Consider the following 21,089-nt stretch of genomic DNA (forward strand, 5'->3'; position numbering starts at 1 on the left):
CGCCGAGAAGACTCCCGCCGGTGCTGACAGAGTTCGAGGGGGTGCCGAGATGATTTCAGCGGGCACTGAGATCGTTTCAGCAGGCACCGAGTTGATTTCAGCGGCCACCGACATCGTTTCAGCGGGCACTGAGATCAATTCAGCAGGCACTGACATTGTTTCAGGGGGCACTGAGATCATTTCAGCGGGCACCGACATTGTTTCCGCGGCGCAATTCCTGCGCTCCTGTCGGGTCTGATGGGCCTCCAGGGGCGTTCTGCCGAGCGTCCCCCGAACAGGCCCCCGAAGGGCCCGAGCCCGGGCCTACGTTCCGCCGTGCCCACACCCAAGCCCTCCAAGCCGAACCCCACCCCCCCGCGCCGCGGCCACCAGCGCACCCGGCTCGACCACGCCAGCGAGACCGCCGAGGACTACGTCGAGGCCATCGCCGAGGTCGTCGAGCGGGTGGGCGCCTGCCGCGTGAAGGACCTGGCCGAGCGGTTCGGCGTCAGCCACGTCACGGTCGTGCGCACCGTCGGCCGGCTGGAAGAGGGCGGGCTGGTGACGACCGAGCCCTACAAGCCCATCGAATTGACCGCCAAGGGCAAGAGACTGGCCAAGGCCTGCCGCGAGCGGCACGAGGTGGTCTATCGCTTCTTGATCGCCATCGGCGTGCCCGAAAAGGTCGCCGCGGTCGATAGCGAGGGGCTCGAGCACCACGTCAGCAAGGCGACGCTGGAACGCTTCCGGGCCATCGCCGAGGGCCGAGAGAGCCCCTGAGCGACCAATTTCTCGCTGACGAGCATTGATCGGTGGCACGTTCCGTATCTGGTGCACAGATGATGCAAAAAAATGTAGCACAGGCTACTTGATGTAATTTGTAGCACAGGCTACATTATCCAGCGTGCCGGTGTTGGGCCGGCGACCCAGGAGAGCGGGCATGGTGCGGCACGGTTGGTCAGGGCTTGCGGCGTTGATGGTGATAGCGGGGTGCAACCTTGCCGCCATGGCCTCGCAGGAGCAGGCCGGTGGTACCACACACGAGGTGGGCGAGCCTGGGCTGGGCCGGCAGGTTGACCAATTCCGAAAGGAGCTCGGTGGCCACGGCATCTCGCTGGGTGGTACCTACGTGGCCGAATTCAGCGGCGTCGTGGCCGGCGGTGTCCGTCGACGGTTCGATTTTCGCAACCTCCTCACGATCGACGCGGGCGTGGACCTCGAACAAGCCGTCGGGTGGTCGGGCGGGTCGGCGTTCTTGCAATACCTGATGGTGAATCCCGAGGGTGGCATCGAGGGTGGTTCGAACGATGCCGGCGACATCCAGGCCTACTCGAACATCGAGAGCCGCCGCCATCTGGATGTGATTTACGAGCTGTGGCTACAGCAGGAGTTACTGGACGACCGCCTGCGACTGAAGGCGGGCAAGGTCGACGCTAACGGTGAGTTCGCGTTTGTCGCCGTTGCGGTGGATTTCGCGAACTCGTCCGCCGGGTTCAGCCCGACGATCTTCGCGCTGCCGACGTATCCGGACCCGGCGACGGGCGTGAGCCTGTTCGCCACGGTGGTCGAAAGCGATCAACTGGACTTGGAACTCTCGTACGGCTTCTTTGACGGGGCCGCCGCAGCAGATGGCGTCGAGCCCGGCCGCCGCGGGCCATCGACATTCTTCAACAATTCGCATTCGGACGACTACTTTCACATTGGGCAGGCCGCCGTCTCGTGGGAGGGCCGGGAGGGCAGTCGCTGGTGGAAAGCCGGGCGGGCAAGCCTCGGGGTATGGTTCCACGACGGCACGTTCGAGCGGTTCGACGGCGGCCGGGAGGTTGGCACGGGCGGCCTGTACGCGACCGCCGAGCAGAGGCTGTGGTCGTCCGGCGATCGCTCGGTGGACGTGTTCGGGCAGCTCGGCTGGGCCGATGACGCGGTTGCGGAGATCGATGGCCACGCCGCCCTGGGGATCGTGTGCGGCGGGTGTGTCCCGTCTCGGGAAGAAGACCGGATGGGCGTGTACGCCACCTTGGCCGTGCTGTCGGACGAGCCGGCTGCGGGCTTCGACGGCGACGAGCTGGCCATCGACGCGTACTACCGCTTCCAGCTCCCCGCGGCCGCCTTCGTGCAGCCCGAAGTCCAATACATCATCAACCCGGGCGGCGATCCTGCCCTGGAAAATGCCCTGGTCGTGGGCGTTCGGTTTGGGATCGAGTTCTGAAGCTGATCAGTGGTAGCCGGCGCTACAGTACCGGCCGATCGGAAGGGGTCTCATATGGCTTGCAAGATCTGGAACGTGTTCGTCGGAGGCGTGGTCACAGCGCTACTGCTGCTGCTGGGGTGCGGTGAGGATCCGCAAGCATCCCAAGGCGCCGCCGGCCAGCCCGCTGGCGCGACCGAATCACTGACGATCGTCGCGACCACCGGCATGATCGGCGACATCGTGCAGCGGGTGGTCGGCGAGCGTGGCGAGGTCCGGGTTCTCATGGGCGCGGGCGTCGACCCGCACTTGTACCAACCCACGCGCGACGACATGGGTGCGCTGCTGGGCGCCGACGTGGTCTACTACAACGGCCTGCTGCTGGAAGGCCGCATGACCGACGCCCTCGTGCGGGCCGCCCTGGGCGATCGCGGCGTGCATCCGGTGACCGAACTCATCGACGCGCAATACCTTGTGCAGCCCGAGGACCTGGAAGGCAAGGACGACCCGCACGTGTGGATGGACCCGACCGCCTGGTCCAAGGCCGTCGAGGTCGTTCGCGATCGCCTGATCGACCGCGAACCGGCGTCCCGTGAGCTCTTCACCGAAAACGCCGATGCGGTGCTCGCCGAGATCGCCGAGTTGGACGCCTACTGCGAGGGCATCCTCCATAGCGTGCCCGAAGCCCAGCGTGTGCTCGTGACCGCCCACGACGCCTTCGGCTACTTTGGCCGCCGGTACGGGTACGAGGTGCTCGGTATCCAGGGCCTTTCCACCGAGAGCGAGGCGGGCGTGCGTGACATCGAGCGGCTGGTCGACCTCCTCGTGGATCGCCAGATCAAGGCCGTGTTCGTCGAGTCGACCGTGTCGGAACGCAACATCAAGGCGCTCATCGCCGGGGCGAAGGCCCGGGGGCACGACGTAACCATCGGGGGCGAGCTCTTCAGCGACGCCATGGGCCCGGGCGGCACCTACGAGGGTACCTACGTCGGCATGATCGACCACAACGCCACGACCATCGCCCGGGCGCTGGGGGGCGAGGCCCCCGAGGGCGGCATGCAGGGAAAGCTCGGCCAGTGACCCAGGTGCCGCACAGCGTGGTGCACACCGCCCGTCAGGATGTGAGCCTGGCCGAGCGGCCCGAGCACTCGGCCGACAGCCCGCTGTCGATCCATGCCATGACGGTGGCCTACCACCGCAAGCCCGTGCTGTGGGACGTGGACTATGACGCGCCGGCCAATGCGCTCGTAGCCATCGTCGGCCCCAATGGCGCGGGCAAGAGCACGCTCATCAAGGCGGCGCTGGGCCTGGTTCCCCGCGCGTCGGGCCTGGTCGAGTTCTGGGGCGAGCCCTACAAGCGCGTGCGCGATCGCGTGGCCTACGTGCCCCAGCGCGAGAGCGTCGACTGGACCTTCCCCGTTAGCGCGCTCGACGTGGTGTGCATGGGCCGATACCGCCGCGTCGGCTGGTTGAGACCTGTCGGGCGCGGGCATAAGAGGGCGGCCCTCGAGTGCCTCGACCGCGTGGGCCTGGCCGACCTGGCAAACCGGCAGATCAGCCAGCTCTCGGGCGGCCAGCAGCAACGGGTGTTTCTGGCGCGGGCGCTCGCGCAAGAGGGCGACCTGTACGTCATGGATGAACCGTTCGCCGGCGTGGATGCGGCCACCGAACGCGCGATCGTGGCGTTGTTGCGAGAGCTGCGCGAGGCCGGCAAGACCGCCATCGTCGTCCACCACGATTTGCAGACCGTGCCCGAGTACTTCGACCACGCCCTGCTGCTCAACATGCGCGTCGTTGCCGCCGGCCCGGTCGAGGATGTCTTCACCCGGGACAACCTGCACAAGACCTACGGCGGAAAGCTCACCCTGCTCAGCGAGGCCGCCGAGGCCGTGGCACGGTCGGGATTGAAGGTGCGCTAGGTGGCACTGGCCCGGCCCGAAACGCTGTCGATCGGCGAGGTCCTGGAAGTCCTGAGCTTCCATGGCGGGTACAACACCAACGCCGTGCTGGCCGGCTCGGCCATGCTCGGGCTTGCTGCGGGCGTGGTGGGGGTGTTCGCGCTGCTGCGCAGGCGTTCGCTGGTGGCCGACGCCATCGGGCACGCGACGCTGCCGGGCATCGTGATCGCGTTCCTCGTCGCGGCATCGATGGGTGCATCGGGCCGGTCGCTCCCCGTGCTGCTGCTCGGGGCGGCGGTCTCCGGGGTCCTGGCGGTGCTGTGCATCTTCGGCATTCTTCGTTATACGCGATTGCGCGAGGACGCGGCCATCGGCATCGTGCTTGGCGTGTTCTTCGGCGTGGGCGTGGTCTTGCTGAGCTACGTGCAGCGCCCCGAGAACGTCAGCGCCTCGCCCGCGGGCCTGCGCCACTTCATCTATGGTCAGACCGCCGCCATGCGCGCCGGTGATGCGATGCTCATGGCCGGCATCGCCCTGAGCGCTGTCATCGTGACGGCGGTGCTCTTCAAAGAACTCGCGCTGGCCTGCTTCAACGATGACTACGCCCGGGTCGCCGGGTTCCCCGTGAGCGTGCTCGACGGGCTCATGCTCGGGCTGGTGGTGCTGGTCACCGTCGCGGGCCTCCAGGCCGTCGGGCTCATCCTCGTGATCGCGTTGCTCATCATCCCGCCCGTAGCGGCGCGACTGTGGACCGACCGGCTTCTCCCGCTCATGCTGATCTCGGGGGGGTTGGGTGCCCTGAGCGGGTACATCGGTGCCGCGACGAGCGCCCTGCTGCCGCGCGCGCCCGCCGGGTCGGTCATCGTGCTCTGCGGCGGTGCGGTGTTCGTGGCAAGCCTGCTCTTCGCACCGCGGCATGGCGTTGTCGCGACCGCCTCACGTCGGGCCATCCAACGCCTGCGCATCGCCGGAGAGCACCTGCTCGAGGCCGCGCACGAGCACGAAATTATGCGTAAGAGCGAAGGGGTCATCCCGACGCGCACGATCCGTGCGATGGAACGGCTGTGGGGCTGGCCCGTATGGCTCGGCCCGATGGTCATCGCCTCCCTGCGCCGACAGGGCTATCTCGAGCGCAACAGCGGGGGCTACGAACTCACAAGCACCGGCTCGGCCCGAGGCGCCCGCATCGCCCGGAATCACCGCCTGTGGGAGCAATACCTACAAACCTACGCCGATGTCGCGCCGGGCCACGTCGATTGGTCGGCCGACACTGTCGAGCACGTGCTGAGCCCAGAACTCGTGGCCGAACTCGAAGCCGCACTTAAGGCCAAGGGGGTGCGGACATGACGCTGACTCCGAGCGGCGACCTCTTCCCCCTCCTGGCGGCGGTGCTGGCGGCGCTGTGCTGCGGGCTGCTTGGCAACTTCCTGGTGCTGCGTAAGCTGAGCCTGATGGGCGACGCCATGAGCCACAGCGTGCTGCCGGGCCTGGTCATCGCCTTCATGCTCACCGGGTCGCGCACGGCCCCGGTCATGTTCCTCGGCGCAACACTTGCCGGGGTCGCCACCGTCGTGCTGGTCGAACTCATCAAACGACTCGGCCGAGTCGAATCGGGCGCGGCGATGGGCGTCGTCTTCAGCGTGCTGTTCGCGCTGGGCGTGCTGCTCATTGAGCGGGCCGCACGCAACACCGACCTGGACGCCAACTGCGTGCTGCACGGCCAGCTCGAATCGCTGGTGTGGTGGGAAGGGCCGGCTTCGTGGGCGGGCGTCGTCGGTGGGGGCGTGCTGGGTGCCGCCCCGCCACAGATCTGGACCCTGGCCATCACGTGTGCGCTCACGATCGTGCTCGTGGTTGTGCTCTACAAAGAGCTTCGCCTGGCCGCGTTCGATCCCGCTCTGGCTACCGCCCAGGGCTTTAACGCCACGATCCTGCATTACATCCTGATGGTTTTCGTCGCCGGAGCGACGGTCGCCGCGTTCGAGGCGGTGGGCTCGATCCTGGTCATCGCCATGCTCATCGTGCCCGCAGCAACCGCGCGGCTGCTGACCGACAGGCTCGCTCCGCAGTTGCTCGTGAGCACGGGCGTGGCTATTGCGGCTGCCATTCTGGGGTACTCGGGATCGATCGCCGTTCCCCATGCGTTCGATCGGGATGAAGTGAATGCCGCCGGGTCGATGGCCATCGTGCTGGGCTTGCTGCTGTCGATTGCGGTGATTTTCGGACCTCGGTACGGCGTTCTCGCGACCTCGATCCGTCGCCTGCGGATGGCCCGCCGGATCGCGCTCGACGACCTGCTCGGCCGCTTGTATCGCCAGGAAGAGGGCGAGGCGACGATCGTGCCCGCCCCCAAGCCCGTGCTCACGCGGGCGCGCCGTCGCGGGCTCGTGGTGGCCGATCGACTCGCACTCAGCGACGAAGGGCGTGCCCAAGCGGCGGCCCTCGTGCGCCGGCACCGGTTGTGGGAGGCCTACCTGGTCGACCGGGCAGGATTGGCCGCCGATCACGTCCACGCCGCCGCCGAGAGCCTGGAGCACCTGCCCGAGACGCTGCCCCCCGAAACGGGTGCCACAGACCCCCACGGCAAGCCAATCCCACCCATGTAAATCGTGGCGGAAAATACGCTTGCAAGATCCAGATTTTCTGGGTAATGTCGAGTTAGCGCTCTGGCGCGAACATCTCAAGGGTTGAGCAACAACGGGGTCCGTGGGGGGCGTTGCAATGTTGCGTACGAACGGCGAAGGTATGCCGGTCGGCGGTGAGTCTGAAGTAAGAACGAGCGTGGCCATCGTGGGTGGCGGCCCGGCCGGTGCCGTTGCCGCGATGATCGTCCGCCAGCAGACGCCCGACCAGAGCGTCCTGATCATTGAGACGCCCACCCGTGGCAAACCTGTGGCGGGCCGGACCCTATCGCGTGAGGGCGCGCAAGTCCTCCGCGAGATCGGAGTGGGCGAGGAGGCCAAGCAACCCGCGTCCGCCGAAGCGTTATTCGAGCGTGCCCGGGCCGTCGGCGCGATCATCTTGACCCACCTCGCGATAGGGCGTGCCGACACGTGCACAGATCACATCGAGCGGTTGCACTTGGATGATGGCCGTACGGTGGTCGCCGATTGGTACGTCGATGCCAGCGGCTCGGATCGGGTGCTGGTGCGGGCGGTGGGGGCGAGTGACGACCAAACCACCGGCGAGAACTGGCTGTTGTGCGACGGACCTGCCGGAACGAGCGAGACCGCCCGGTTGGCGAACCCCTCGTTGGCTCTCACCATCGGCCACGATGCGGGCTGCACGCTCGCGGCACTTCACCGCGGTGAACACGACACGAGGTGGCTGCTGTGGAGCTATCACGAGTCGACACGCCGCAGGGTGAATGACCACGCGATCGTCGATCGGTGCTCGCACGCCGGCGAACTCCAACTTGAGCTGCGACGCTACAACATCATCAAGCCCAATCTCGTTGGGGCAACGCGGGATTGGATCGCCGGATTCCGGGCTGGCGGGGTCGATCTCGTGCCATGCTACGTCCGTGATGGTCGGACGCTGCCCGTCGCGGGTGTGCACGAGAGATTATTCGAAGCCCTGAAGCACCACACCGTGATCGCGGACGTGCTGGGCGAGTTGGAGCGGGAGATCCATACGAGCGTCCCATCAAGCGAGTGGCCTGGGGCCATCTGGCGATACGTCGCTCGGCTCGAGGCCATGCTCAGGGACGGCTGGCTCATCGGGCGGCTCGATCGCAGGCGTCCGATGCCAGCGTGGCCCGAGGATTCCCCGCCGCACGTTCGGGTTCTGGGCAGTGGTGATCGGACCAAACCAGCCGCCGTGGAGCCGTCCCAACGGGCCATAGGATGACCGGCTGCCGATACTCCCTTCGGCGGTTTTGACTGTTGAGGAGAGGGGGCAGCCTTGGTTGCGAACGCGAACGGAACGGGTGGAGAAGGAAGCGAGATCGTGTGCGATGTCGCCATCGTCGGTGGCGGCCCATCGGGCAGCACGGTGGCCACGCTCTTGCGCAAGTACAACCCCGACCTGAGTGTGCTGGTGCTCGAAAAAGAGACCTTCCCCCGCGAGCACGTGGGTGAGAGCCAGCTCCCGGCCATCAGCCCGATCCTCAACGAGATGGGCGTGTGGGACAAGGTCGAGGCGGCCAACTTCCCCGTTAAGCTCGGCGCCAGCCTCACCTGGGGCCGCGACGGCGAGCAGTGGGACTTCGACTTCTATCCCGTCGAGGAGTTCAAGGACGAGCCCCGGCCCGGCAAGTTCGAGGGCCAGCGTACGCGGACGGCCTTCCAGGTCGAGCGTTCCATCTACGACACCATCCTGCTCGATCACACTGCTGAACTCGGCGCTGACGTTCGGCAGGCGACCCAGGTGCGCGAGGTGCTCAAGGACGGCGATCGCGTCGAAGGGCTCAAGCTCGACGACGGCTCGGTCGTCCGCGCGAGGCATTACGTCGACGCCAGCGGCACCCACGCGCTGCTCCGCCGCGCCATGGGCGTCGAGAGCGACGCGCCCAAGAGCCTGCGCAACGTCGCGTTCTGGAGCTACTGGGACAACGTGCAATGGGCCGTGGAGATCGGCGTGGGCGGCACCCGTGTGCAGGTGCGCAGCCTGCCCTATGGCTGGATCTGGTTCATCCCGCTGAGCCCCACGCGTGCCAGCGTCGGGCTCGTGTGCCCGGCCGATTACCACAAGACCACCGGCCTCTCGCCCGAAGAGATCTACCACAAGGCCCTCAAGGACCAGGAAGAGATCGCCGGCCTGATGAGTGACTCCGAGCAGACCGACAAGGTCTACGCCACCAAGGACTGGTCCCAGGTGGCCGACCGGGTGACTGGCGAGAACTGGTTCGTCTGCGGCGAGTCGGCGGGCTTTGCCGACCCCATCCTGGCCGCCGGCATGACCCTGGCCCACGGCTCGGCCCGGGAGCTTGCGTACACCATCCTCGAGATGGAGCGCGGCGAGCTCGACAAGGGCTGGCTCAAGACCAGCTACGACGAGAAGACACGCAAGAACATCCGCCAGCACATCCGCTTCGCGCAATTCTGGTACGCCTCGAACGGCTGCTTCAAGGACCTCCAGGAGCACTGCCAGAACATCGCCGACGAGGCCGGGCTCACACTGACACCCCAGGAAGCCTGGCGATGGCTGGCCCAGGGCGGCTTCACCAACCAGACGCTCGACTCGGCCAACCTGGGCTCGTTCGACCTGGCCACGGCCAGGCAGATCGTGGGCAAGTTCGGCGACGAGGAAATCGACCTCGAAAAAGAGACCCTGAGCTTCATGAAGTACAACAAGCTCACCCTCGACCTGCGCGACGTGAAGGACGAGAAGGTGGCCGAGTATCGCGAGGGCCGCGTCGTGCCCGTGCAGTGCGTCGTGCGTAAGGGGAAGGTGCTGCCCAAGACCGGGCCCTACCCCGTGCTCGCGAGCATGCTCATGAAGAGCAACGACCCCAACCAGGTGTTCGGCTATCTCCAGCAGCAGATCCGCGGCTCGCAGCCGCCCGCCAAGGCCTCCCAGTTGATGAGCCAGCTCGTGCAGGCGATGGAGGTCATGGTCGTCGACGGCTGGGTGATCTGCGAGAACGATCCCAATCGGCCCGTGCCCAACTGGAGCCTCGGCAAGAACCGCCAGCTCCGCACGACCGCCGAGGGGCAAGAGGCGTACAACACCTCACGCGGCACCAAGACATGAACTCGATGGCGTGAATCACGAAAAACCCCGGGCGATCGCCCGGGGTTTTTCATTGCTCTCATTGCAATACGATCAGGCCTTCGGCCCACTGCCGCGCACCGCGTCGGTCATCTCATACTTGGTGTCGTTCTCTCGGAAGCGGCGGGCCAGGTCGCGGGCCTTCTCGTCGTAGGCCTTGCCGTCCTTCCAGGTGTTGCGCGGGTGCAGCACCTCTTGCGGCACGCCGGGCACCGCCGTGGGCATGTGCAGCCCGAGCACCTCGTGCTCGACGTACTGGGCCTTGGCCAGCTCGCCGCTCAGGATGGCCGACACCATCGCGCGGGTGTAGCCCAGCTTGAAGCGGCTGCCCACGCCGTATGGCCCACCGGTCCAGCCCGTGTTGAGCAGCCAGACGTTGGCGTTGTGCTTCTTGATGCGCTCGGCCAGCATGCCCGCGTACTCGGCGGGTGGACGGGGCATGAAGGGTGCCCCAAAGCACGCGCTGAAGTTGGGCTGCGGCTCGGTCACGCCCGCCTCGGTGCCCGCGAGCTTGCTGGTGTAGCCGTTGATGAAGTAGTACATCGCCTGCTCGGGCGTCAGCTTGCTCACCGGGGGCATCACGCCGAACGCGTCGGCCGTCAAGAAGATCACGTTGCGCGGATGCTGGCCGATGGAAGGGATGGCCGCCCCGGGGATGAAGTCCACCGGGTACGTCACGCGGGTGTTCTCGGTGATCGACCCGTCGTCGTAATCGGGCTCGCGGGTCTCGTCGTCGATGACCACGTTCTCGAGCACGCTGCCGAACTTGATGGCGTCCCAGATCTGCGGCTCGGTCTCCTTCGAGAGCTTGATGCACTTCGCGTAGCAACCACCCTCGAAGTTGAACACGCCCTTATCGCTCCAGCCGTGCTCATCGTCGCCGATGAGGGCTCGGTCCGGGTCGGCACTCAGCGTGGTCTTGCCCGTGCCGCTCAAGCCGAAGAACAGCGCCACGTTGCTCGGGTCGTCTGTGGCCACGTTGGCCGAGCAGTGCATGGGGAACACGCCAACTTCCGGCATGTCGAAGTTCATCGCGTAGAAGATGCTCTTCTTGATCTCGCCGGCGTATTCGGTGCCCAGGATGACCACCGTCTTGCGCTCGAGCGACTGGGCGATGATGATCGGGCCCTTGACGCCGAACTGCTCGGCCTCTTCGGCTGTCAGCTTGTGCTTCCCGGCGTTCAGGATGGTCCAGTCGTGCTTCCAGTCGGTCGAGCCGCTGGCAGCGCGGGTGCCCTGTCGGATGAACAGCGTGCTGGCGAAGAGGTTGTGCCAGGCCTGCTCGGTGACGACGCGCACGCCCAGGCGGTACGCCGGGTCGGCCCCGGCGAAGCCCTCGAAGCAGAAGACCTTGTCCTGGGCGTTCAGGTGGTCGGTGGCGATCCGCTCGGCCAACTCGAACTGCTCGGCAGTCATTGCTTGGTTGACTTTGCCCCAGTCGATCTTGTCGTGGATGGCGGGGGTGTCCTCGAGGTACTTGTCGGTCGGGCTGCGACCGGTCCGGTCCCCTGTCAAGCACACCATCGCGCCACCGGCGGCCAGGCGGCCCTCGCCGGCGGCCAGAGCCATCTCCACCAACCGCGCGGGCGGCAGGTTGCGGAGGGTGCGAGCGGCGGATAGGTCGAGGCTGGCGAGCGTCTGGCTTGTCTGGCTAGGCATCGGCAATGCTTCTCCGGCCCGCTTGCGCCCAGCAATCAGGCCATAAAATCGAGGTAATAGCGAGGGTAGGTCGCCACCCGTCGCCGGGCCACGCTGCACCGGCGCTTGCCCCCGCCCGAGAACGTGCTAGCGTTACCGCTCGGCGGGCCGCCCGGCACGGGTGAGCCCCAAAGATGGTGGCTGTAGCTCAGTTGGTTAGAGCACCAGGTTGTGATCCTGGGGGTCGCGGGTTCGAGTCCCGTCAGTCACCCTTTCCCATCAATTTCGTACCACGTCGCCTTGTCGGATCAGCCCCCCAAGGCTCGTTGCATTGCGCCCACCGCCTGCCGGCCATACCCGCCGCCGAACAGAACGGCGTGGACCAGAAGCGGGTAGATCCGGTACATCCCCTGGCGACGCTCGAAAAAGTCCGGCGCGATGGGTCGCAGCTCGTGGTACCGGTCAAAGAACGCCTTGCCCACACATCCGAACAAACCCATGAACGCCAGCTCGATCTCCCTGTCGGCGCAGTAGATCGCCGGGTCGATGAGACCCGTCACCCGGCCGCCCACGCTCAGCATGTTGCCCGACCACAGGTCGCCGTGGATGAGCGCGGGGCGTTCGCCCGGAGCCGTGAACCGATCGGGCTCCCGCTCCATGGCGTCCGCCAGTCGCCTCGCAGTTTCTAGACCGCCCCCCGGCAAGGCCCCGCGTTGCTCGGCCAACCCTGCGAAGTGCAGCACCCGATGGCGGCCGAAGAATCGTGCCCAGGAATCTTCCTGGCCGTTGGGCTGGGTGAGCGGCCCGATGAGTGTGTCCCGCTCGTAGCCGAAGGCCGGGCCTTCCAAGCCATGGAGCTCAGCCAGCAACTCGGCCAGGTGCCGCTGGGCTTGGGCATCGACACCCGTGGAGCCGGGCAGGCGTTCCATCACCAACAGATCGGGGCTCGAGTGCCAAACGCCGGGCACGGGCAACACGTTCTTACGGCCAAGATCCGCGAGCATGCCCGATTCGATGGTGAGGTCGCTCGTGCCATCGCCGATCTTGGCAACGAATGGCCCCCGGCCCTCTGCCGTCCCACGCACGACGCGCGCGATACAACCGCCATGCATCTCGGCGAGGCCGTGAACGGGTGTGCCCAATGCGTTCGAGATGGTCTGCGCGAGTTCGGCCACGCCCGATTGTGGGCGCCGGGCTCCTCGGCGTCGAGCCTCAGGCCGCCCGGGCCAGCTTGCACAGGCTCGTCAGCGAGTTGAGCGCCTCTTCGGCGGTCTCGATCGAGCCGTCCTCGGCGTCCAAGATCGTGAGCACTTTTCCCGCCGCGTCGGCGACGTTGCCGTGGCCCAGCAGCGGCCCGGTACCGCGGATGCGGGCGCAGATATAGCGGAGGTTCTTCTCATCGCCCGACTGGGTACACGAAGCGATCTCTTCGGCGAACTTCTTGAGGTCCTGGGCGAAGAGATCCGCCAGGGCCTTGAGCGAGGGGTCGGTTTCCTGTTTGGGCTGGGGCGGGGGCAGGTCATCGCCGGCACCGCGGCCGAGCAGGATGAACTCGGCTAGTGCTCGCAAGAGTGCGTTCCGCTCGATGGGCTTGGGCACCAGCGCGCTCGCGCGAGACTCTCGGATCGTGGCTTTGGTCGCCTCCGAGGGGTCGCCAGCTATAGCGATCACCGGCACCGCGTGCCCGGCCGACCGCATACCCTGGATGCCCTCGGCCGCCGCGGCGGTGTCCATGTCGAAGTCGCACAGGACCACATCGAATGGTTCGGTGAACTGCGCCAAGACCTCGTCATACGCGGCCACGTGGACCATCTTGAGCGAGGTCTCCGACAGGTACACCTCGATCAGCTTGCGATCGATGTCGTTGGGCGTCACCAGCAGGATGCGGCCGTCGAGCTTGTCCGGATCGACGTTCTCGAGCGAGAAGTTGTTGCTGAGCGGGTCGAGCCGGATGAAGTCGTTGACGTCGACCTCTTGCGCGAAGCGCAACCCGACGTCGTGCACGCGGCCCGTGACGTGGCGGCACTAGACCACCTCGCCCTTGAGCCACTTCTCGCCCTCGCTTTTGTGGAGCATCTTGATGCGGCACTTGGTGCCTACGTGCATGTACGAGCTGTGGACCACGCTCATGCCGCCGCGGGATAGGTTTCGGCACGCCACGCAGAAGTTGACGCTGCCGCCGCTTGGCTGGTACACCTCGACCTCGAGCGCGGGCTTGCGGAAGCTGATGCGCGAGTGGCTGCGACGCGTGCTACCGCCGGCACTAGCCTCGTCCAGATCGTCCATGATCTGATCCAACTGCTCGGCCGAGAGGTTCAGCGTGTTGTTGCGGCCACTGGGGCCAGGCGCTCGGGTGCCCATTCCAATCTCCCGATGGTTCGGGAGTTCAATCGACCGAAAACCGCCACCGCTTGGGGCGAATTGGGCACACACGGATCAGTGGGCTGATATCGGACTCCAGGAAGATCACACGTCCAGGTTCTTGGCTTCGAGCGCGTGCTCCTCGATGAACTTGCGGCGGGGCTCGACTTGCTCGCCCATGAGCGTTGTGAACAGAGTCTCGGCCTTGGCCGCCTGGTCCATCGTTACCCGCATCAGCGTGCGCACCTCTGGGTCCATCGTGGTCTCCCAGAGCTGCTCGGCGTCCATCTCGCCCAGGCCCTTGAACCGCTTGACGTCGATGCCCTTGCGTCCGATATCGTGCAAGGCCGGCACGATCGACGCGAGGTTGGCCGCTTCGGCCACGCGCACCTTGCCGCCCTCTTTGGTGCCATTTTCGCTTTCGGCCTTGCCGCTCTGGGGCACCTCCCAAGCGAAGCGGGCCGGCAATTTCTCGCCGGTCACGGCCTCCTCCTGGCGAAGATCCCAGTCGGTGATGTCGAGCCCAAGCTCGCCCAGTTGGGTGAAGATCGAATCCAGTTCGCGATTCTCGTGCAATTCCCGGATGGTCGCGATCGGGCGCGCGCTCATCGGGTCCGTTGTCTCGGCAGCGGGCTTCGCCTGGGTATTGGCCGTTTCTGAAGTTTCGGTATCTTCGCTCGTCTCGTCGGGCTCGGGCGCTTCGCTCTCTTCCAGCCGGAGGTCGTTCTTCTCGACGATCGCCAGCGCCGCCTCCTCGCTCCACGCCCACTCGGCACCGCCGCGCCAGGCCACGCGGTGGGTGGGCAGCCCGCCCTCGCCGGCCGCCGCATCGTGACGCGAGGCGATGAGGTCGATGAACTTCACGCCGCGCCGCTCGGCCACCACGCTCAGCTCGGTCAGCCGCTCGAGTAGCTTGACGGTCTTCGCAACGTCGTCGCCCTCGATGCGCCGTTCCAGGGGCGCGTCGCCGCTAGGGGGCAGTTCGCCCTCCTCGAACGGCTTGCGCACGAGCAGGCTCGAGTACTTGATCGCTTCGCCGGTGAGCATCGCGCTCAGCTCGCGTTCGTTGATGACATAGCGGTGGCTCTTGCCGCGCGACACCTGGAACAGCGGCGGCTGGGCCACGAAGATGCGGCCGCGCCGGATCAGCTCGGGCATCTGCCGGAAGAAGAACGTGAGCAGCAGCGTGCGGATGTGGCTGCCGTCCACGTCGGCGTCGGTCATGATGACGATGCGACCGTACCGCAGCTTGCTGTGGTCGAATTCCGCCCCGATGCCGCACTTGAGCGCGGCCACCATGGTGCGGATCTCCTCGAACGCCAGCACCTTGTCGATGCGCGCCTTCTCGACGTTCAGGATCTTGCCCTTGAGCGGCAGCACCGCCTGGGTCTCGACGTCTCGGCACTGCTTGGCGCTGCCGCCGGCCGAGTCACCCTCGACCAGGTACAACTCGCTGCGTTCCACGTCCTTGGTCTTGCAGTCGCTCAGCTTGTGGGGCATGCTGCCCGAGTCGAGTGCGCTCTTGCGGCGTGTGAGCTCCCGGGCCTTGCGGGCCGCCTCGCGCGCCTGGGCCGCCAGGATGCCCTTCATGCACACCCGCTTGGCCTCGGCGGGGTGTTCCTCGAGCCAGGTGCCCAAGGCGTCGGTGACGGCCTGGGCCACGAAGGGCTCGATCTCGGGGTTGAGTAGCTTTTCCTTGGGCTGGTTGTTAAAGGCCGGGTCGGGCAGCTTCACCGAGATGATCGAGATCAGCCCCTCGCGCAGGTCGTCGCCGCTGGGCGTTGGGTCCTTCTCGCGGATGATGCCCACTTTTCGAGCGTAGTTGTTCAGCGTGCGTGTGAGGGCGACCTTGAAGCCCTGCCCGTGCGTGCCGCCGTCGACGTTGTTGATGTTGTTGGCGAAGGTCAGCAGCGTCTCGTTGTACCCGTCGTGGTACTGGAGCGCCACCTCGCACACCATCGAACGCTCCTCGTCGTCCTTGCGGATGTGGATGGGCACGCACACGGCGGTCTTGCCGCTCATCAGGTGGTTGACGTAGGCGAGCAGGCCCTCCTCGGCCTTGAACGTCTCGTCGCGCGGCTTGCCGTCGGCGTCGACGCGCTCGTCGCGCAGGCGGATAACCACGCCGGGGTTCAGGAAGCTCAGCTCGCGCAGCCGGTTGGCCAGCGTGTCGTAGCTGAACTCGACGACCGGGAAGATCTCCGCATCGGGCACGAAGGTGATGCTGGTGCCCGTTGTGCGCGACGCGTTCTCGGGGATCTTGCCCACCACGCGCAGCGGCTCGGCCACGTGCCCACGCGAGAAGCTCATGGTGTGGACCTTGCCATCGCGGTACACCTCGACCTCGAGCAGGCTCGAGAGCGCGTTCACGCAACTCACGCCCACGCCGTGAAGACCGCCGGAGACCTTGTACGCGCTGCCCTCCTGGCCAAACTTGCCGCCAGCGTGCAGCTTGGTCATCACGACCTCGATGGCGCTCTTGCCGTTGAGCGTCGGGTCGTCGTTTTTCACCGGGTCGACGGGGATGCCGCGGCCGTCGTCGACGACCTTGACCGACCCGTCGGCCTGGATGGTCACCAGCACGATGCTGGCGAAGTCGGCCATCGCCTCATCGATGGAGTTGTCGACGACCTCGTACACAAGGTGGTGCAACGCGCCAATGCCCGTACCGCCGATGTACATGCCAGGCCGCTTGCGGACGGCCTCGAGGCCCTCGAGTACGCTGATCTGCTCGGCCCCGTAATCGCCCTTCTTGGGTGCGTCGGTAGCGGTCGTGTCGGGGGTGGTGGCGTCGTCTGTAGCCATAGGTCCTCGCGGCGTGGCGGGCCCTCCGGAGGGCCCGGAAGAACCCCGAAAATGCTGGCCTGTATTATAGGATGGGAACGCGATTCAAGCCGGAATTCTGGGGCGGAATTGGGGCCTGTTTGACCACGAAAAAGCCCGGGCGAGCGCCCGGGCCCCGTACGGCGAAGATTGACCTCTTATTCCACGATATGGACCTGGCTGATCTGCTCGGTCAGGAGTTCGTAGACCAAGGCCACGTCGTCGGGCAGCATCCGCACGCAGCCCATCGACATCGACTGGCCGATGCTCTCGGGCTCGACCGTGCCGTGGATGCCGTAGCCGCTGAAGGCCTCGGCCTGGCCAAGCCCCTCCAGGCCGATCCAATGCTCGCCGATGGGGTTCTCCGGGTCGCTGGCGGAGAACTCCTCGCCCGTGCGCGGGTTGCGCCAGAATGGGTCGATGAGCTTGCTGTGCCGGCGGACGGTGAACGCGCCCACCGGCGTGCCGTCGAGCTCGCCCAGCCCGACGGGGAACGAGCGGACGTACACCCATTGGTCGATCTCTTCGGGCGGGCCGATGTACACGTCCATGCGGTAGGCCGACTTGGTGACCACAGCGTTGAACGGCCCGCGGACGAGCTTCAGCGTCTGGCCCTCGAAGATGCCGCCGGGGTTGCTCAGGCGGTTGACGCGCTGGATGAGCCGCCACTCGGTGGCGACGCCCTCGTTTTGGGCGATGCGCGACAGCGAGTCACCACCCTGCACGGTGTATTTCGTCGAGAACGGGTCGTTCGGATATACGCGCGGCGAAAAGATCAGGTCGGCGTTCAGCGCGGCCATCTGCTGGCGGATGCTGGCCCGATCGCTGGTGGTCGCCCGCTCGTGCATGAGGGCCTGGTTGTAGTGCTCGCGGGCGGCCACGGGTTCGTTGGCTTTCAATGCCTGCTCTGCACGCTCGACCAGCGTCGCCACCGCGGCGCTCGGGCGGGCGGGGCTGGTGAACACCGGGGTATCCTGGACCGGCGTGGCCAGCACGCCCGCCGGCGCATCACCGGGGGTTTGCTTGGCGGCCTGGTCCTGGCCCTCGGGTTGCTCGACGGTGCGGCTCTGGGGTTGCGGCTCGGTGTGTTGCGCCTGGGACGGAGTGCCAACCAGCCGGGCCGAGCCCGCTTCGGACCGGCCAGGGTCGATCGTCCGGCGAGGGCCGCGAGTCTGCGGCTGGGCTAGCGCGAGCCCGGCGGAGTCCGCGTCAGGGTTCGTGTTCTCGGGCGAGTCGCCGCCAGAACTGAAGGCCCAGACCAGGCTGCCCGCGACGGCGATCACGAGAACGGCGGCCAGGATCTTCCGGCCTCCACCGCCGCCACCACGACGCCGGCGTCCGCGTGTGGCCCCGCCAAATCCGATCCCGCCTTGTGATGGCAGCGACATGCGTCCTCCCTGCGTGCTGCGTGGCCCGCTGGCCACAATTCCGTCCGAGTCCGATCCGTCGGATTCCGTTCAGGTTAGTCGGCTCCCGGCTCGCGGAGCTTGCCGAGCACCGAGGCGATGCGCGGGCCGTTGAATTCCAGCAGCCGCCGCTCGGTGGCGATGGCGTCGAGCCTCGCATCATGTGGCTCGGTGGGCACGCGCGGCACGAGTTGGGCCTCGAGCCCGTATCCAAGAGCCAGCCCCGTGCGGCGCGGGTCGGCCAACAGTCGATCGTAGAACCCGGCCCCGCGCCCGAGGCGGAAGCCCCGCAGGTCGAACGCCAGCGCCGGCACGAGGATCACGTCGATGGTCTCGAGCGCCATGCCCGGCGCGCTCGGTGCGGGCTCGGGCACGCCCAGATTCCCCTGGACCACGTCGGTCATCGCGTCGGTAATCTGCGCGGGCGTGATGGTCCGAGCGTCCCAGTCGACGCGCGGGCCGGCCACCTCGACGCCCGCCTCCAGCAGCCGCTCGATCAGCGTCCCGGTGCCCGCCTCGCCCGCCATCGACAGGTAGACCATCACCCGGCGGGCCATCGCCATGGGCGGCCACGAGAGCGCACGCTCGGCCAATGCCTCGGCCTTGGCGCGCGATTGCTCTTTGGCCATCGTCTCCATCGCGTGGCGGGCCGACGCGCGCAGGGCCGACTTCTCGCGAGCGAGTTCGCTCTTGGGTCCGGCCTCGGGTGTGTCGTCGTGGCGCATGCGGCGGGAGGTCCCCTGCACGGGGGTGTGCGTCGGTGGTGCGATAAGGCTCACACCAAGCCTATCGGAACAGATCGGGGGGCGTCTGTAGCCAAGTTCGGTCGCCGGCAGATCGCGACCGACAACCGACGGCCAACGCCCGCAAGCGACGGCACACGCGCGATAGACGACATTCTGGGATTCGGAAGGAAGACCCCCGGCAGGCTCCTCCGCCCGTCGGGGGTCGTGCCCTCTCGTCTCGAGCAGGTGAACTCGGGAAGAAAGGCTCTCTCCGCGGAGCGAACGGTAGCCGGGATCCTGGAGGCAAATCTGGAGAACCAGGCCGGATTGGTCAATTCTTCACATGCCCGGAAATGAGAATCTGATCGCAACCTAGCCGCAGGGCTGGGCTTACCAGATAAATCGCAGCCGCCCGAATCCGGGGATCGGCACCGCGCCACGCCGCTCGACCGCCGGGAAGTACACGAAGAAGGCACGACCCAGCATCAACTCGCTCGGCACGATGCCCGCCGGGGCCCCCAGCGGTGACACCCAGGGGCTTGGCTCGCCGAGCAAGCGGCTGTCCTGGCTGCTGGCCGAGTTGTCGCCGCACACGAAGAACTGGCCCTGGTCCAGGATGGCCAGATCGAGGCTCGGGTGGCTGCCGCGGACCGGGAGCTGGCTGTCCCCGCGGGTGCTCTGGTAGTACAGGTCGCGGTCGAGGGCCAGGCGGTGGAGCTTCACCGGGCCCACGAGGGCGATGGCCGGCTTGGCCGAGCGATAGGTGTTCGGCGGCGGCACGATGGGGGCCCGGGCGTCCAGCGGCTGGCCGGTAGCCAGCTCCAAGCGTTCGATGGGGCCCCAGTCGTACGTCGCGTGGGCGACCTTCTTGCCGCCCACGAACAGCCACAGGGCCTGGTCGGCGTGCCAGAACTCGACGTCGGTGACCTCGCCAGCGGGCGGCTGGTCGATGCCGGCCTCGGCCATCGTGGTCCAGCGATCCGTGTCGTCGGTCTCGATGGGCCGCGTCTCGATGCGGGCTGTGCCGCCCGAGATGATGGCTCGGAAGGCGTGGGATCGGGTGTCGATGCGGACCGCCAGCCGTTCGAGGCTCTGGCCCACCGGCTCGACGCCCATGCGCACGCGGACGTCGCCCACGCCGAACGTGGCGGGCTGGTATGGCGTCAGCCGCTCGCCGCTTCGACGGTACCGCTCGTTGTAGGGGTAGTAGTCGACGATGGGCCACGCCTGGGTGTCCCATTCCAGCCGGGTGAGGCCCGGCAGGGTGTGCTCGGGGGTCGTGCCGTCGAGGTTCTCCCAGCCGTTGAACGCCTGGCCCGAGGTCGAGACGGCTTTCCAGGGCGGGCTGTACCAGTTGTACCCGTCGCGGATGGGGTCGACCGGGGCCCGGGCCGTGTCGTGCACGGGCATCCACACGGCCCGCTGGGCCTCCTCGGGCTTGCGGGCGATGGCCCAGCCGTCCATCGCCCAGGTGCCGCCGGGCTGGTCGAGGTCGGCTTCGGATGGGTTGGCATCACCTTCTGGGAGCGGCCGGGTGAAGACGTCGCCATCCACGACGGCCCACTGCTCGCCGGGCAGGCCAGTCAGCCGCTTGATGTAGTTCACGGTGGGATCGGTCGGGTTCTTGAACACCACCACGTCGAAGCGCTCGGGCTCGAAGATGATCGGCAGGTACTTGAGCACCAGGATGCGGTCGCCCGCGCGGAGCCGCTCGACCTCGGTGTCGATCTGGTACGCCGGGCTGCGCGCCGCGGCGACGCCGCTCTCGATCAGGGCCGGAGGGTTGCTGGCGGTCATCGGGTCGTGCACGGTGTAGCGGCTCTCGGCCCGCGTGCCATCGGTCCAGGGGCCCACCTGCCAGCGGGCCCCGGTCTGGTCGCTGACGACCTCGACGTGCTGGCCGAGGAGGGTGGGGGCCATCGAGCCGGTGGGGATGACGAAGGCCTCGATGACGAAGGCCCGGAACACGAACGCCATCGCGAAGGCGATGATGATGGAGCTGAAGGTCTCGCGGATGGAGAAGCGGCTTGAGTCCCGCCCCTGGGCGGGAGATTGGGTAGAGCCGGATGCGGGTTTGGCGGGGGTGTCGGCCATGGGCGGAGGGTAGGGGGCGGTGGCCACGGGCGGCTGCGGGTATTCGTGAGGGTGCTTCGCAGGCGTTCTTGGCGCTTGGCCGCTCGGCGGAGCCGAAGACGGCTGCGCCAGCGCTCGCCCAACGGGGGTGTTCTTGGGCGGTCGCTGCGCTCCCTTGCGGGCTACCGCCCGGGCCGCAGAAGCGGCCGCGCCGGGGCATGCGCCCTGCGCCCGAAGACGGGCTGGTGCGGATGCCCCGTCGCCCGGATGCCTTGTGTGTGATGGC

At 67.1% G+C, this 21,089-nt stretch carries 17 protein-coding genes and 1 tRNA gene; 10 read left to right on the forward strand and 8 right to left on the reverse strand.

The window, feature by feature from the left end:
* Nucleotides 1-49: 49 nt before the first annotated feature.
* From NCW75_02270 to NCW75_02310, 9 genes are all read left to right on the forward strand, one after another.
* Entirely contained in the window at nt 50-238 is a 189-nt protein-coding gene (locus tag NCW75_02270; GenBank protein UYV13122.1) for a hypothetical protein, read from the forward strand.
* 77 nt (nt 239-315) lie between these two features.
* Nucleotides 316-759 (forward strand): manganese-binding transcriptional regulator MntR, encoded by a 444-nt coding sequence (gene mntR / locus NCW75_02275; GenBank protein ID UYV13123.1) that lies wholly within the window; start codon nt 316-318, stop codon nt 757-759.
* A gap of 160 nt (nt 760-919) precedes the next feature.
* Nucleotides 920-2,188 (forward strand): carbohydrate porin, encoded by a 1,269-nt coding sequence (locus NCW75_02280; protein UYV13124.1) that lies wholly within the window; start codon nt 920-922, stop codon nt 2,186-2,188.
* 54 nt (nt 2,189-2,242) lie between these two features.
* On the forward strand, nt 2,243-3,247 hold the full coding sequence (locus NCW75_02285) for a zinc ABC transporter substrate-binding protein (protein UYV13125.1): 1,005 nt from the start codon (nt 2,243-2,245) through the stop codon (nt 3,245-3,247).
* A 98-nt stretch (nt 3,248-3,345) separates the two neighbouring features.
* Nucleotides 3,346-4,086, forward strand: a complete 741-nt coding sequence (locus NCW75_02290) for a metal ABC transporter ATP-binding protein (protein UYV14215.1) — start codon at nt 3,346-3,348, stop codon at nt 4,084-4,086.
* Nucleotides 4,087-5,412 (forward strand): metal ABC transporter permease, encoded by a 1,326-nt coding sequence (locus NCW75_02295; GenBank protein UYV13126.1) that lies wholly within the window; start codon nt 4,087-4,089, stop codon nt 5,410-5,412.
* A complete protein-coding gene (locus NCW75_02300) occupies nt 5,409-6,671 on the forward strand; it encodes a metal ABC transporter permease (protein ID UYV13127.1) in 1,263 nt (420 codons plus the stop codon). Before NCW75_02295 ends, NCW75_02300 begins: the two co-directional genes overlap by 4 nt.
* A 175-nt stretch (nt 6,672-6,846) precedes the next feature.
* On the forward strand, nt 6,847-7,914 hold the full coding sequence (locus NCW75_02305) for a tryptophan 7-halogenase (GenBank protein ID UYV13128.1): 1,068 nt from the start codon (nt 6,847-6,849) through the stop codon (nt 7,912-7,914).
* A gap of 54 nt (nt 7,915-7,968) precedes the next feature.
* The gene (locus NCW75_02310) at nt 7,969-9,759 is read left to right on the forward strand and encodes a tryptophan 7-halogenase (protein ID UYV13129.1); all 1,791 of its coding nucleotides are present in this window, start codon (nt 7,969-7,971) and stop codon (nt 9,757-9,759) included.
* A gap of 72 nt (nt 9,760-9,831) precedes the next feature.
* On the opposite strand, the gene pckA is transcribed toward NCW75_02310, so the two are convergent.
* Entirely contained in the window at nt 9,832-11,436 is a 1,605-nt protein-coding gene (gene pckA, locus NCW75_02315) for a phosphoenolpyruvate carboxykinase (ATP) (GenBank protein ID UYV13130.1), read from the reverse strand.
* A gap of 176 nt (nt 11,437-11,612) precedes the next feature.
* Here pckA and NCW75_02320 point away from each other — a divergent pair.
* A tRNA-His gene (locus NCW75_02320) sits at nt 11,613-11,686 on the forward strand.
* Nucleotides 11,687-11,723: 37 nt separating this feature from the next.
* Here the strand turns inward: NCW75_02320 and NCW75_02325 are convergent.
* The 7 genes from NCW75_02325 to NCW75_02355 form a co-directional block, all read right to left on the reverse strand.
* On the reverse strand, nt 11,724-12,590 hold the full coding sequence (locus NCW75_02325) for a fructosamine kinase family protein (GenBank protein UYV13131.1): 867 nt from the start codon (nt 12,588-12,590) through the stop codon (nt 11,724-11,726).
* A 37-nt stretch (nt 12,591-12,627) separates the two neighbouring features.
* Nucleotides 12,628-13,404 carry a response regulator gene (locus NCW75_02330; GenBank protein UYV13132.1) on the reverse strand — a complete coding sequence of 259 codons (777 nt, stop codon included), beginning with the start codon at nt 13,402-13,404 and terminating at the stop codon, nt 12,628-12,630.
* 36 nt (nt 13,405-13,440) lie between these two features.
* Nucleotides 13,441-13,776 (reverse strand): hypothetical protein, encoded by a 336-nt coding sequence (locus tag NCW75_02335; GenBank protein UYV13133.1) that lies wholly within the window; start codon nt 13,774-13,776, stop codon nt 13,441-13,443.
* Between the two features lie 105 nt (nt 13,777-13,881).
* Nucleotides 13,882-16,581, reverse strand: a complete 2,700-nt coding sequence (locus tag NCW75_02340; protein ID UYV13134.1) for a DNA gyrase subunit B — start codon at nt 16,579-16,581, stop codon at nt 13,882-13,884.
* A gap of 176 nt (nt 16,582-16,757) precedes the next feature.
* Entirely contained in the window at nt 16,758-17,987 is a 1,230-nt protein-coding gene (locus tag NCW75_02345; protein ID UYV13135.1) for a LysM peptidoglycan-binding domain-containing protein, read from the reverse strand.
* A 74-nt stretch (nt 17,988-18,061) separates the two neighbouring features.
* Nucleotides 18,062-18,730, reverse strand: a complete 669-nt coding sequence (locus NCW75_02350) for a 5-formyltetrahydrofolate cyclo-ligase (GenBank protein UYV13136.1) — start codon at nt 18,728-18,730, stop codon at nt 18,062-18,064.
* Nucleotides 18,731-19,120: 390 nt separating this feature from the next.
* Nucleotides 19,121-20,824: a S26 family signal peptidase gene (locus NCW75_02355; GenBank protein ID UYV13137.1), complete on the reverse strand. Its 1,704-nt coding sequence runs from the start codon at nt 20,822-20,824 to the stop codon at nt 19,121-19,123.
* Nucleotides 20,825-21,089: the final 265 nt, after the last annotated feature.

The organism is Phycisphaera sp., assembly GCA_025916675.1.
Taxonomy (GTDB): domain Bacteria; phylum Planctomycetota; class Phycisphaerae; order Phycisphaerales; family UBA1924; genus JAHCJI01.

Bases quoted from the DNA above. Each gene is read 5' to 3' on its own strand.
- NCW75_02270 (UYV13122.1), top strand. From the start codon at position 50: ATGATTTCAGCGGGCACTGAGATCGTTTCAGCAGGCACCGAGTTGATT.
- NCW75_02280 (UYV13124.1), top strand. From the start codon at position 920: ATGGTGCGGCACGGTTGGTCAGGGCTTGCGGCGTTGATGGTGATAGCG.
- NCW75_02285 (UYV13125.1), top strand. From the start codon at position 2,243: ATGGCTTGCAAGATCTGGAACGTGTTCGTCGGAGGCGTGGTCACAGCG.
- NCW75_02290 (UYV14215.1), top strand. From the start codon at position 3,346: ATGACGGTGGCCTACCACCGCAAGCCCGTGCTGTGGGACGTGGACTAT.
- NCW75_02300 (UYV13127.1), top strand. From the start codon at position 5,409: ATGACGCTGACTCCGAGCGGCGACCTCTTCCCCCTCCTGGCGGCGGTG.
- pckA (UYV13130.1), bottom strand. From the start codon at position 11,436: ATGCCTAGCCAGACAAGCCAGACGCTCGCCAGCCTCGACCTATCCGCC.
- NCW75_02335 (UYV13133.1), bottom strand. From the start codon at position 13,776: ATGGGCACCCGAGCGCCTGGCCCCAGTGGCCGCAACAACACGCTGAAC.
- NCW75_02340 (UYV13134.1), bottom strand. From the start codon at position 16,581: ATGGCTACAGACGACGCCACCACCCCCGACACGACCGCTACCGACGCA.
- NCW75_02345 (UYV13135.1), bottom strand. From the start codon at position 17,987: ATGTCGCTGCCATCACAAGGCGGGATCGGATTTGGCGGGGCCACACGC.
- NCW75_02350 (UYV13136.1), bottom strand. From the start codon at position 18,730: ATGCGCCACGACGACACACCCGAGGCCGGACCCAAGAGCGAACTCGCT.
- NCW75_02355 (UYV13137.1), bottom strand. From the start codon at position 20,824: ATGGCCGACACCCCCGCCAAACCCGCATCCGGCTCTACCCAATCTCCC.